Origin of the sequence: Enterobacter cloacae complex sp. SHL020, assembly GCF_049236945.1 — a bacterium.
GTDB lineage: Bacteria > Pseudomonadota > Gammaproteobacteria > Enterobacterales > Enterobacteriaceae > Enterobacter > Enterobacter dykesii.
The window spans coordinates 57,717-71,478 of record NZ_JBMKJF010000004.1; the positions used below are offsets into that span (position 1 = coordinate 57,717).

Annotated in this window: 7 protein-coding genes; 5 read left to right on the top strand and 2 right to left on the bottom strand. The window is 58.1% G+C overall.

Features of this window, described 5'->3' with window-relative positions:
• Positions 1–34: 34 nt before the first annotated feature.
• Entirely contained in the window at positions 35–1,402 is a 1,368-nt protein-coding gene (locus ACOTZB_RS11875) for a 6-phospho-alpha-glucosidase (protein WP_421627222.1), read from the bottom strand.
• Positions 1,403–1,414: 12 nt separating this feature from the next.
• Positions 1,415–2,959: a PTS transporter subunit EIIC gene (locus ACOTZB_RS11880; RefSeq protein WP_421627223.1), complete on the bottom strand. Its 1,545-nt coding sequence runs from the start codon at positions 2,957–2,959 to the stop codon at positions 1,415–1,417.
• A gap of 287 nt (positions 2,960–3,246) precedes the next feature.
• On the opposite strand from ACOTZB_RS11880, the gene ACOTZB_RS11885 reads away from it, so the two are divergent.
• The 5 genes from ACOTZB_RS11885 (at position 3,247) to rodZ (ending at position 13,756) form a co-directional block, all read left to right on the top strand.
• The gene (locus tag ACOTZB_RS11885) at positions 3,247–8,199 is read left to right on the top strand and encodes an alpha-2-macroglobulin family protein (protein WP_421627224.1); all 4,953 of its coding nucleotides are present in this window, start codon (positions 3,247–3,249) and stop codon (positions 8,197–8,199) included.
• Position 8,200: 1 nt separating this feature from the next.
• Entirely contained in the window at positions 8,201–10,525 is a 2,325-nt protein-coding gene (pbpC, locus tag ACOTZB_RS11890) for a peptidoglycan glycosyltransferase PbpC (protein WP_421627225.1), read from the top strand.
• A 156-nt stretch (positions 10,526–10,681) separates the two neighbouring features.
• A complete protein-coding gene (gene ndk, locus ACOTZB_RS11895; protein ID WP_003860625.1) occupies positions 10,682–11,113 on the top strand; it encodes a nucleoside-diphosphate kinase in 432 nt (143 codons plus the stop codon).
• Positions 11,114–11,282: 169 nt separating this feature from the next.
• Positions 11,283–12,449: a bifunctional tRNA (adenosine(37)-C2)-methyltransferase TrmG/ribosomal RNA large subunit methyltransferase RlmN gene (locus tag ACOTZB_RS11900; protein WP_014171168.1), complete on the top strand. Its 1,167-nt coding sequence runs from the start codon at positions 11,283–11,285 to the stop codon at positions 12,447–12,449.
• Positions 12,450–12,742: 293 nt separating this feature from the next.
• On the top strand, positions 12,743–13,756 hold the full coding sequence (gene rodZ, locus ACOTZB_RS11905) for a cytoskeleton protein RodZ (protein WP_126329994.1): 1,014 nt from the start codon (positions 12,743–12,745) through the stop codon (positions 13,754–13,756).
• Positions 13,757–13,762 lie beyond the last annotated feature (6 nt).

Consider the following 13,762-nt stretch of genomic DNA (forward strand, 5'->3'; position numbering starts at 1 on the left):
ACAAGCAAACCACGTTCAACTCGCGAGCAAGCCCCTATTTTTTCACCGGTTCGCCGTCTTGCCAGGCTTTTTGCAGCGCTGGCCAGTAGTCGCTGTTGGCCTCAATCATTTCATCCAGAATCGCCTTCGCGTGTTCCATGGTCGGCACGGTGCGGTTGAGGGTAAACGCCTGCAGGGCTTTCTCATAGCTGCCTTCGATAGTCGCCTCTACCAGCAGCTGTTCAGATGCGAGCTGCTGCTGCAAAAGGGTTTGATGGAACAGCGGCACCTGACCGACGCGAATCGGTTCCGGACCCTCGGAGGTGATATAAGCGGGAACCTCCACCACCGCATCGTAAGGCAGGTTGGTAATCGCCCCGCGGTTTTCCACCATCACCAGATGGCGGCTGTGCAGGTTAAAGGCCAGCGAGCAGGCGACATCAACGATAAACTCGCCGTGGACGCCCACGTGGAAGGCATCAGGCAGGATCCCGGTGCGCTTATATTCTTCGGCAGCGGCGAACAGCTTTTTCTCGCGCCCGTCCATCACTTCATTGGCGCGGGTATAGTCCGGGTTCTGGTGTTCCACAATCTGGTTCGGCATCAGGTAGTACTGCAGATACGGGTTCGGCAGATACTCCGGGAAATGGTCCATGATTGGCTTAATGTTGCGCCAGGTTTTTACCCACGACGGATCGGAATGCTGCGGATCGGTTTTGGCCGCATCTTCCGTCAGCAGGCCAAACTTCGCGATATGCTTACGCAGCTCGGGAAGCTTGTCTTCGCCGTCCACCAGCACGCGGGTAAACCAGCCGAAGTGGTTCAGGCCGAAGTAGTCCACCTCCAGCCTGCGGCGATCGACACCCAGAATCGCCCCCATATTGCGCATGGCGGCGACAGGCATATCGCAGATGTTCAGCACCCGCGCGTCCGGACGCAGCTGGCGCACGCCCTCCGCAACGATCGCCGCCGGGTTGGAGTAGTTCACGATCCAGGCTTTTTCGTGCGCGTAGCGATCCACCAGATCGATAAGCTCAACCATCGGCAGGATCGTGCGCAGGCCGTAGGCCAGCCCGCCGGGTCCGCAGGTTTCCTGGCCGACCACCCCGTGACGCAGCGGGATCTTCTCATCCTGCTCGCGCATCTTATACTGGCCGACGCGCATCTGGGCGAAGACGAAATGCGCGCCGCTGAAGGCCACTTCCGGGTCGCTGGTGACGGTGAACTTGATGCTCTGGCTGTGGTCGCGGATGACCTTTTCGACGACCGGCGCAATGGTGTTCTGGCGCGCCTCGTCGATGTCATAAAGGCGGATTTCGGCCAGCGGGAAATCCTGCAGGCGCACCATCAGGCTTTTCACAATACCCGGCGTGTAGGTGCTGCCGCCGCCGGCAATCGACAGAATGAATGGGGGTGTAAACATCTTTAGCTCCTTTCAGAGAAACGTCTCAACGGCTTCTCGCATTTTTTTGACGTGCAGCCCGTAGACCACCTGAACGTTGTTACCTTGTTTGATAATCCCTTTCGCGCCGGTCGCCTTCAGCCGCGGCTCGTCGATAATGGCGATGTCCTTCACCGTGACGCGTAAGCGGGTGTAGCAGTTGTCCACCACTTCAATGTTTTCCCGACCGCCGAGTCCCACCACGATGGATTCACCCAGCCCGTCGTTATTGCCCTTCGCCTGGTACTCCTGCTTGCTGTAGAGGCGCGTCTCTTGATCTTCATCCTCACGGCCCGGCGTTTTCATGTTGAAGCGCAGGATCAGGAAGCGGAACACCACGAAGTAGAGAGCGAACATGATCAGCCCAACCACGATGTACATCGGCCAGTTGGACTTCTCCGTGCCGAGCGGCAGGTTGTAGAGGATGAAGTCGATAATCCCGTTGGCACCGATGGCGTGAACGCCCAGCAGCGAGAACAGCATCATGCCGATGCCGGTCAGCACCGCGTGCACCACGAACAGCAGCGGAGCGACGAACAGGAAGGAGAACTCAATCGGCTCGGTCACGCCGACCAGCAGAGAGGTCAGCGCCGCCGGGATCAGAATGGCTTTCGCAATGGCTTTACGCTCCGGCTTTGCGGTCATATACATCGCCAGGGCTGCGGCAGGCAGGCCGAACATCTTGCTGATGCCGCGCGCGTCCCACACCACGGTGCTGCTGAGCTCCTTCACCTCCCGACAAGCCATTTCGGCGAAGTAGATATTGCGCGCGCCCTGATAGGTTGTGCCGCACACCTCCTGCGTGCCGCCCAGCTCGGTATAGAGGAACGGCGTATAAACCAGATGGTGCAGGCCGGTGGGGACCAGAATACGTTCCAGGAAACCGTAGATTGCCACGCCAAGCGGCCCGGAGCCTTTGATGGCCAGCGCCAGGGCGCTAATACCGTGCTGGGCAAAGGGCCATAGTTCACTCATAACCACGCCGAGCAGCATGGAGACGGGAAGCATGACGATGGCGACAAAACAGTGGCCGGAGTAAATCGCCATCGCGCCGTTAAACTGTACGCCGGAGTATTTGTTGTACAGATAGCCGGAGAGCGCCCCGGTCAGGATCCCGGCAAAAACGCCCATCTCCAGCACCTGTACGCCCAGTACCATGGTCTGCCCGGCCGCTTTCATCTGGGCCGCTGGCGCCAGCGCGCCCTGCAGCTGCAGCGTGACGTTCATGGCGTTGATGAACACGACAAAGGTCACCAGACCAATCAGCGCGGCATAGCCTTTATCACGCGTCGCCAGACCAATCGGGATCCCGACGGCAAACACCAGCGCCAGGTTGACCAGCACCGACACGGCAGATTTCGCGATAAGCTGACCAAGATGCTGAATCAGCGGATGGCCCAGAAACGGCAGGTATTCAGCGAGATTACCGTTACCCAGAACGTTACCAAAGGCGATAAACAGACCGACGATCGGTAAGATAAGGACCGGTCCATACAATGATTTTCCGAAATTTTGTAGGGCGTTCACGGCTCGTTTCATGGCTTTCTCTCTTTTTGAACCGCGCACTCGGGGTGCGTCATGGTCATAAAACTAGCAGCCTTCGGGCGAGCTTAGCCAGCTATCTTCTTGTTTTAAAAACAAATGACGTAAAAGGTAACATGTGACGTCATGTGCTGTGATCGCGGTTCCATCGCGGTGTAGCGACGTGATGCCGTTCTGCGAGGCGCTTTCCACATTTTAAAATTGGCCTTTTTGAATTAACGAAACTTGCGGATAATACTTATCCGGACGACGACCAACAGGCCCCCTCAGGCCAGGGACACAGGATGAAACCGTTTCGCTTAGCCGCGATCTCTCTCGCGCTGCTTACCACGTTTACGCTTGTCGGCTGTGATAACAGCGACGATAAATCTCAGGCTGCGGCTCCCGCGGCATCCACAGCATCAACACCGAAAGCTGCAGAAAAGCCCAATGCTGAAACGTTGGCTAAGCTTGCCGCCCAGAGTCAGGGAAAAGCGCTGACCCTGCTGGATACCTCAGAAGTCCAGCTCGACGGTGCCGCCACGCTGGTGCTGACCTTTTCTGTTCCGCTGAATCCCGATCAGGATTTCGCCAAAACGGTGCATGTCGTGGATAAGAAAAGCGGCAAGGTTGACGGGGCGTGGGAACTTGCGCCTAACCTGAAAGAGCTTCGCCTGCGTCATCTGGAGCCTAACCGCAACCTGGTCGTCACCGTTGAACGTGACCTGCAGGCGCTGAACAAGGCGACGTTTGGCATTGATTATGAAAAAGCCCTGACCACCCGGGACATTGAACCCACCGTTGGTTTTGCCAGCCGCGGCTCGCTGCTGCCGGGCAAAGTGGTGGAAGGTCTGCCGGTGATGGCGCTCAACGTCAACAATGTTGATGTCAACTTTTACCGCGTGAAGCCGGAATCGCTGGCCTCCCTTGTCAGCCAGTGGGAGTACCGTAACTCGCTGACCAACTGGGAATCCGATAACCTGCTGAAGATGGCGGAGCTGGTTTACACCGGTCGATTCGACCTTAATCCGGCGCGCAATACGCGCGAAAAATTGCTGTTGCCCCTGAAGGATATTAAACCGCTCCAGCAGTCTGGCGTTTATATCGCGGTCATGAACCAGGCCGGGCACTACAACTACAGCAACGCCGCAACGCTCTTTACCTTAAGCGATATTGGCCTGTCCGCTCACCGTTACCATAACCGCCTGGATATTTTCACCCAGAGTCTGGAAAACGGTGCGGCGCAGTCCGGCGTGACCGTCACGCTGCTGAACGACAAAGGCCAGACTCTCGCTGAGGCGAAGAGCGACGCTGACGGTCATGCGAAGCTTGAAACGGACAAAGAAGCCGCGCTGATTCTGGCGAGCAAAGACGGCCAGACCACGCTGCTTGACCTCAAGCTTCCGGCGCTGGATCTGGCGGAGTTCGATATTGCCGGTAGCCCCGGCTACAGCAAGCAATTCTTCATGTTTGGCCCACGCGATCTCTACCGCCCGGGTGAAACGGTGATCCTCAACGGCTTACTGCGCGACAGTGACGGTAAGCCACTTCCGGATCAGCCCGTGAAGCTTGACGTGCTGCGCCCGGATGGACAGGTCGCGCGTACGATTGTCGTCAAGCCAGAGAACGGACTCTATCGTTTTAACTATCCGCTGGACAGCGGGGCGGAGACCGGCATGTGGCATATCCGCGCCAACACGGGCGATAACCTGCAGCGCCTGTGGGACTTCCACGTCGAAGACTTCATGCCAGAGCGCATGGCGCTCAACCTGAGCGGACAAAAAACGCCGGTTTCACCGCAGGATAACGTCGACTTTAACGTGGTGGGCTATTACCTGTATGGCGCACCGGCCAACGGTAATTCTCTGCAGGGCCAGCTTTTCCTGCGTCCGCTGCGTGACGCGGTGGCTGCGCTGCCGGGCTTCCAGTTTGGCGATATCGCCGAGGAGAACCTGAGCCGCAGTCTGGATGAAGTTCAGCTTACGCTTGATGAGCAGGGGCGTGGGCAGGTTTCTACCGAAAGCCAGTGGAAAGAGGTGCATTCTCCGCTGCAGCTGATCCTGCAGGCCAGCCTGCTGGAGTCAGGCGGTCGTCCGGTGACGCGTCGCGCTGAGCAGGCAATCTGGCCGGCGGCTGAGCTGCCGGGTATCCGCCCTCAGTTCGCCAGTAAAGCCGTTTACGACTACCGCACCGATACCACCGTCAACCAGCCGATTGTTGACGAGAACGGCAATGCCAGCTTCGATATCGTTTACGCCGATGCCAGCGGAGCGAAAAAGGCAGCGTCCGGTTTACAGGTTCGCCTGATCCGCGAGCGCCGTGACTACTTCTGGAACTGGTCTGAGAGCGAAGGCTGGCAGTCTCAGTTCGATCAAAAAGATCTGGTTGAAGGCGAGCAGGAGCTGACGCTCAAGGCCGACGAGACGGGTAAAGTCACCTTCCCGGTGGAGTGGGGCTCTTATCGTCTGGAAGTTAAAGCACCTGATGAGATGGTCAGCAGCGTGCGCTTCTGGGCAGGCTACAGCTGGCAGGATAACAGCGACGGCACAGGGGCTGCACGTCCTGACCGCGTGACGCTGAAACTGGATAAGCCAGCCTATCAGCCAGGCGATACCATCAACCTGCACATTGCCGCGCCGGCAGCAGGCAAGGGCTATGCGATGATTGAGTCCAGCGAAGGGCCGCTGTGGTGGAAAGAGATAGACGTACCGGCAAACGGGCTTGATCTCGCTATCCCGGTCGACAAAGCCTGGAAACGTCACGATCTTTACCTTAGCACGCTAGTGGTACGTCCTGGGGATAAATCCAAATCCGCCACGCCGAAACGCGCGGTCGGCCTGCTGCATCTGCCGATGGGCGATGAAAATCGCCGTCTGAACATTGCGCTCGATAACCCGCAGAAAATGCGTCCAAACCAGACGCTCTCAGTGAAGGTGAAAGCCAGCGTGAAAGAGGGTGCGGTGCCGCAGAAAGTGAACGTCCTGGTCTCGGCGGTAGACAGCGGCGTGTTGAATATTACCGATTACGTTACACCGGATCCGTGGCAGGCTTTCTTTGGTCAGAAGCGCTACGGCGCGGATATCTACGATATTTACGGCCAGGTCATCGAAGGGCAGGGCCGCCTTGCCGCGCTGCGCTTTGGTGGTGACGGTGATGAGCTGAAGCGCGGCGGTAAACCGCCGGTGAACCACGTCACCATTATTGCCCAGCAGGCACAGCCGGTCACGCTGGATGCCAACGGAGAAGGCACGGTTGCGCTGCCGATAGGAGACTTCAACGGTGAGCTGCGTCTGATGGCGCAGGCCTGGACGGAGGACGATTTCGGCAGCAGTGAAAGCAAGGTTGTGGTGGCCGCGCCGGTCATTGCCGAGCTTAATACGCCGCGCTTCCTGGCAAGCGGGGATACCTCGCGGCTGACGCTGGATATCACCAACCTCACCGACCAGCCGCAAACGCTGAACGTTGCCCTGACCGCGACAGGAAAACTGTCGCTGGAAGGCGGGCAGCCGCAGCCGATTCAGCTGTCTCCTGGCGCACGCAGCACCCTGTTTATTCCGGTGCGTGCGCTGGAGGGTTATGGTGATGGCGAGGTGACCGCTCAGGTGACCGGCCTGCAGCTCCCGGACGAGACCTTTGCACCGCAGCAGAAGAGCTGGAAAATCGGCGTGCGTCCGGCGTTCCCGGCGCAGACGGTGAATACCGGTGCCATGCTGAACCCCGGCGAGTCCTGGACCGCACCGGCGCAGCACAGTAACGGTTTCTCTCCTGCTACCCTGCAGGGGCAACTGCTGCTGAGCGGCAAACCACCGCTTAACCTGGCGCGCTATATTCGCGAACTGCAGGCATATCCGTATGGCTGTCTGGAGCAGACCACCAGCGGTCTGTTCCCGTCGCTCTACACCAACGCGGCGCAGCTTACGGCGCTTGGCATCAAAGGTGATACGGACGATAAACGCCGTGCCGCCATTGATATCGGTATTTCCCGTCTGCTGCAGATGCAGCGTGAAGACGGCGGGTTCGCGCTGTGGGATAAAAACGGTCCGGAAGAGTACTGGCTGACGGCCTACGTGACCGACTTCCTGATCCGTGCGGGCGAGCAGGGCTACAGCGTGCCTGCCGATGCGGTGAATAATGCCAATAGCCGGTTGCTGCGCTACCTGCAGGACCCGGGCATGATGTCTATTCGCTACAGCGACGATACGCAGGCCAGCAAGTTCGCCGTGCAGGCCTATGCCGCGCTGGTGCTGGCACGTCAGCAAAAAGCGCCGCTGGGCGCGCTGCGTGAAATCTGGGATCGTCACGCTCAGGCGGCGTCCGGTCTGCCGCTGATGCAGCTGGGCATGGCGCTCAAACTGATGGGCGATGCCCCGCGCAGCCAGCAGGCGCTGGATCTGGCGCTCAAAACGCCGCGCAACGACAGCAAAACCTGGATGGCCGATTACGGTAGCCAGCTTCGCGATAACGCGCTGATGCTCTCTCTTCTGGAGGAGTACAAGCTGCTGCCGGATGCGCAAAATACGCTGCTGAATGCCCTGTCTGAACAGGCCTTCAGCCAGCGCTGGCTGTCAACGCAGGAGAGCAACGCGCTGTTCCTGGCAGGACGTTCGCTGCAAACCCTGTCCGGTACGTGGCAGGCGAAAACTTCGCTGTCTGAGACCGCATCAGGCGGCGATAAGTCACTGGTACAAAACGTGAGCGGCGACCAGCTTGGCGCGCTACAGGTGACCAACACCGGGACAACACCGCTATGGGTACGCCTGGACAGCACCGGTTATCCGGAATATGCCCCTCAGCCGAGCTCGAACGTGCTGCAGGTGGAACGTCATATCCTGGCAACCGACGGCAGCAGTAAATCGCTCTCTTCGCTGAAGAGCGGTGAACTGGTGCTGGTCTGGCTGGAAGTTAAAGCCAGCCAGAACGTGCCGGACGCGCTGGTGGTGGATCTCCTCCCTGCGGGTCTGGAGCTGGAAAACCAGAATCTGGCGAGCAGCAGCGCCAGCCTGCAGGACAGCGGCAGTGAGGTACAGAACCTGCTCAGCCAGATGCAGCAGGCGGACATTCAGCATATGGAATTCCGCGACGACCGCTTTGTGGCTGCCGTACCGGTAAATGAAGGCCAGCCGGTCACCCTGGTTTATCTGGCGCGCGCCGTGACGCCGGGAACCTACCAGGTGCCTGTTCCGATGGTGGAGTCTATGTACGTTCCGCAGTGGCGGGCAACGGGGGCGGCCAGCGGCCCGCTGATTGTTGTTCCGTAAAATGCGAATGGCATGTCTGACACGCTCCCGCTGGCTATGGCTGGCGGGAGCGCTTCTCGTTTTATGGGGACTGATTGTCGTCGCCGACCGCCTGTGGCCGTTGCCTCTGAAAGAGGTTAACCCCGCCCGGGTGGTGGTGGATGAGAAGGGCACGCCGCTCTGGCGTTTTGCCGATAGCGACGGGATCTGGCGCTATCCGGTGACGATCGAAGAGGTCTCTCCCCGTTATCTTGAGGCGCTCATCCAGTACGAAGATCGCTGGTTCTGGGATCACCCCGGCGTAAACCCGCTTTCTGTCCTGCGCGCCGCCTGGCAGGATCTCAGTTCTGGCAAAGTCGTCTCTGGCGGAAGCACGCTCACCATGCAGGTGGCACGCTTGCTGGACCCGCATCCGCGCACCTTCGGCGGTAAAATTCGCCAGCTCTGGCGTGCCATGCAGCTGGAGTGGCATCTTTCCAAACGCGAAATTCTCACGCTTTATCTCAACCGCGCGCCGTTTGGCGGCACGCTGCAGGGCGTCGGGGCGGCAAGCTGGACCTATCTCGGCAAACCGCCGTCGCAGCTCAGCTATTCCGAAGCGGCGCTGCTGGCGGTACTGCCGCAGGCACCCAGCCGCTTGCGTCCGGACCGCTGGCCTGACCGGGCCGAGGCGGCACGCAACAAAGTGCTCGACCGCATGGCGACGCAGGGCGTCTGGTCCGCAAAGCAGGTCAAAGAGTCCCGTGAAGAATCAGTATGGCTGGCGCCCCGGCAGATGCCGCAGCTGGCGCCGCTCTTTGCGCGGATGATGCTCGGTAAAAGCAGCGACACAAAAATTGTCACCACGCTGGATGCCGGACTGCAGCGGCAGCTGGAAGAGCTGGCGATGAACTGGAAATCCCGCCTGCCGGCACGCAGCTCGCTGGCGATGATCGTGGTCGATCATACCGATATGAAAGTACGCGGCTGGGTGGGATCGGTGGATATCAACGATGACACGCGTTTTAGCCATGTGGATATGGTCAATGCGATCCGATCCCCGGGATCGGTGTTAAAGCCCTTTATTTACGGTATGGCGCTGGATGATGGCCTGATCCATCCCGCCTCGCTGCTTCAGGACGTTCCCAGAAAAACCGGTGACTATCGGCCCGGGAATTTTGACAGCGGGTTCCATGGACCGGTCAGCATGAGTGAAGCGCTGGTACGCTCCCTCAACCTGCCTGCGGTACAGGTACTGGAAGCGTACGGGCCAAAACGTTTTGCCGGGATGCTGAGCAACGCCGGTCTGCCGCTGATCCTGCCAGCGGGGGCGCAGCCGAATCTCTCTCTGATCCTCGGTGGGGCAGGCGCGCGGCTGGCAGATATCGCTGCGGCCTACAGTGCTTTTGCCCGACACGGTAAGGCGGGTAGGCTACGCCTGCAGCCGGGCGATCCACTGACTGAACGTCCGCTGTTATCACCCGGCTCGGCGTGGATTATTCGCCGTATTCTGGCTAATGAAGCGCAGCCGCTGCCGGATAATGCGCTACCGCAGGTTGCGCCGCTGGCGTGGAAAACCGGTACCAGCTACGGCTACCGTGATGCCTGGGCCATCGGTCTGAATGCCCGTTATGTGATAGGCATCTGGACCGGACGACCGGACGGCACGCCCGTGGCGGGACAGTTTGGGTTTGCCAGTGCGGTTCCGCTGTTAAACCAGGTCAATAACCTGCTTCAGTCGCGCTCAACGGTAGACGAAGCCCGTCTGCCGCGCGATCCGCGTCCGGCAAGCGTCGGGCGGGGCGTGATCTGCTGGCCGGGCGGCCAGTCGCTGCCGGAAGGCAGTGAAAACTGTCGGCGTCGCCTGTCGACCTGGCTGCTGGAAGGGAGTGAACCGCCCACGCTGCTATTGCCCGAACAGGAAGGGATACGCGGCATTCGCTTTCCGGTCTGGCTGGATAAAACGGGTAAACGCGTGGCGGCAGATTGCCCTGATGCAACTGAAAAAGTCCTGGATGTCTGGCCGCTGCCGCTGGAGCCGTGGCTGCCGGCGACCGAGCGTCGCGCGGTACGGGTCCCTCCTTCATCAACCATCTGTCCTCCGCTGTCGCAGGACGCACCTGCGCCCCTCATTCTGACCGGCGTGCGTGAAGGGGCCGTCATTAAACGTCTGCCGGGGGAATCCCGCGTTTCGCTGCCGCTTCAGGCGACCGGCAATAGCGGTGAGCGCTGGTGGTTTTTGAACGGTGAACCGCTGAATGTAAAGGGAAGAGTTTACACATTACAGCTTGATAAATCGGGCGATTATCAGTTACTCGTTATGGATGAGACCGGGCAGGTCGCGACGGTGAATTTTACGCTGCAGTGATCTGAAAACAGCTTTCAGATGTGAGCTGTTGCTAAAACTCGTCTTATTTTAAAAAAATGTTACCTGAATCCATAGGCAATGGCGCTATTGCTCATTATAATCCGCGCCACACCATACTCAGGTATGCAAAACAACAGAACATTGACAGAGGTTATCATGGCTATTGAACGTACTTTTTCCATCATCAAACCAAACGCGGTGGCAAAAAACGTTATTGGCAGCATCTTCGCTCGCTTTGAATCTGCAGGGTTCAAAATTGTTGGCACCAAAATGCTGCACCTGACCGTTGAGCAGGCTCGCGGTTTCTACGCTGAGCACGAAGGTCGCCCATTCTTTGACGGCCTGGTTGAGTTCATGACTTCCGGTCCAATCGTGGTATCCGTACTGGAAGGCGAAAACGCAGTACAGCGTCACCGTGACCTGCTGGGCGCAACCAACCCGGACAACGCGCTGGCTGGTACTCTGCGCGCTGACTACGCTGACAGCTTCACCGAGAACGGCACCCACGGTTCTGACTCTGTTGAATCTGCTGCACGCGAAATCGCTTTCTTCTTCGCAGAAGGCGAAGTGTGTCCACGTACCCGTTAATTTAACGGTTTCGTTTACACATTATTTTCGTAAATGCCGCGTCCAGACGTGGCATCCCTGCGCCAGACTTTGTACAATGCAACGCCCCGGACGAGCAGACCGCTTTCCGGGGCGTTTCTATTCAACCCTCCATGGGCCATAACGTGTAACAACGAGGCCGGATAATATTATGTCTGAATTAGTGAATACCTCCGAAGTCGCCATTCCTGCGGTTCCCAATAAAAATGGAAAAATCAACCTGCTGGATCTGAACCGTCAGCAGATGCGCGAGTTCTTTAAAGAGATGGGCGAAAAGCCGTTTCGTGCCGATCAGGTCATGAAGTGGATGTACCATTACTGCAGCGACAATTTTGATGACATGACTGACATCAACAAGGTCCTGCGCAACAAGCTCAAAGAAGTGGCTGAAATCCGCGCACCGGAAGTGGTGGAAGAGCAGCGCTCAGCGGATGGCACCATCAAATGGGCGATTGCGGTCGGCGATCAGCGCGTTGAGACCGTCTACATCCCGGAAGAAGACCGCGCCACGCTGTGTGTCTCCTCTCAGGTAGGCTGTGCGCTGGAGTGCAAATTCTGCTCTACCGCGCAGCAAGGCTTTAACCGTAACCTGCGGGTGTCAGAAATTATCGGCCAGGTCTGGCGTGCCGCGAAAATCGTGGGCGCGGCAAAAGTAACCGGCACGCGTCCTATCACTAACGTGGTGATGATGGGGATGGGTGAGCCGCTGCTGAACCTGACCAACGTCGTTCCGGCGATGGAAATCATGCTGGATGACTTCGGCTTTGGTCTGTCCAAGCGTCGCGTCACGCTGTCTACCTCTGGCGTTGTGCCTGCGCTGGACAAGCTTGGCGACATGATTGACGTTGCGCTGGCGATCTCCCTGCACGCGCCAAACGACGAAATTCGTGACGAAATTGTGCCGATCAATAAAAAGTACAATATCGAAACCTTCCTCGCTGCGGTGCGTCGCTATCTGGAGAAATCCAACGCCAACCAGGGCCGCGTCACCATCGAGTACGTAATGCTGGACCACGTCAACGACGGTACCGAACATGCACATCAGCTGGCTGAACTGCTGAAAGATACGCCATGCAAAATCAACCTGATCCCATGGAACCCGTTCCCGGGCGCGCCGTATGGCCGTAGCTCGAACAGTCGTATCGACCGTTTCTCCAAGGTGCTGATGGAGTATGGTTTCACCACCATCGTGCGTAAAACCCGTGGTGATGACATTGATGCAGCATGCGGACAGCTGGCAGGTGATGTCATTGACCGTACCAAACGTACCCTGCGTAAACGCATGCAGGGCGAGACGATCGCGGTTAAAGCTGTTTGATTATTATGCACTCACGGCGCATCATCTGCGCCGTGAAGCATACTCTTACTGAATAATCAGTCAGATTCGTGATGACTGAACAATAATTACGGTGCGTTTCATCCGACTTTCGGGCAGTATGTAACGACGTAACAACAGTTTAGCCGTACGGGCAGGGCTGTACTGTCATCTCCGGGCTGACAGTCTTATACTCTCTGTTCAAGGTTAACTGACCAGAAGTTTCGCGGTGCGGGTGGCATTGTGACTCACCGGCACCTGAACCCTTATTTTTCACGTACCAGTAGTTGTAGCGAATGAATACTGAAGCCACTCACGACCAACATGAAGCACTTTCCACTGGCGTTCGTCTTCGCAACGCCCGTGAACAACTCGGACTCAGCCAGCAAGCCGTTGCGGAACGCTTGTGCCTGAAGGTTTCCACGGTTCGCGATATTGAAGAAGATAAGGCACCTGCCGATCTGGCTTCAACGTTCTTGCGCGGTTATATCCGCTCTTACGCAAAACTGGTCCATATCCCCGAAAACGAATTACTGCCAATGATGGAGAAGCAGGCACCGGTCCGTGCAGCAAAAGTTGCGCCGATGCAGACTTTCTCTCTGGGGAAACGTCGTAAAAAACGCGATGGCTGGCTGATGAGCTTTACCTGGCTGGTGCTGTTTGTGGTGATCGGTCTGACCGGCGCATGGTGGTGGCAAAACCACAAGGCCCAGCAGGAAGAGATTACCACTATGGCCGATCAATCCTCCGCCGAACTCAACCAGGCCGGAAGTGAGAACGGTCAGAGCGTGCCGCTGAATACCGACGGCGCAGCTTCCTCCAGCGAGCCACAGACCGCAGCGCCAGACGCGTCGGCGACCGATGCAGCACAGGCTCCGGCAGCAACGGCTAACACCGCTGCGCCGCAGGCTCAGGATCAAAACGCGGTTGTTGCCCCTTCTCAGGCGAATGTTGATACTGCGGCGAACGCGCCTGCGGCTACTCAGCCTGCAGACAATAGCGCAGCGACTCTGCCAACCAGCCCGGCGGGTACAGCGACAGCAGCCGATCCCAACGCGCTGGTGATGAACTTCAGCGCCGACTGCTGGCTGGAAGTGACTGACGCGACAGGTAAAAAACTGTTCAGCGGCCTACAGCGTAAAGATGGCACGTTAAACCTAACCGGCCAGGCTCCCTATAAACTTAAAATCGGCGCTCCGGCAGCGGTACAGATCCAGTATCAAGGAAAACCTGTCGACCTGAGCCGCTTTATCAGAACTAACCAGGTTGCACGTCTTACCGTTAATGCCGAACAATCAGCAGCACAGTAACAGACG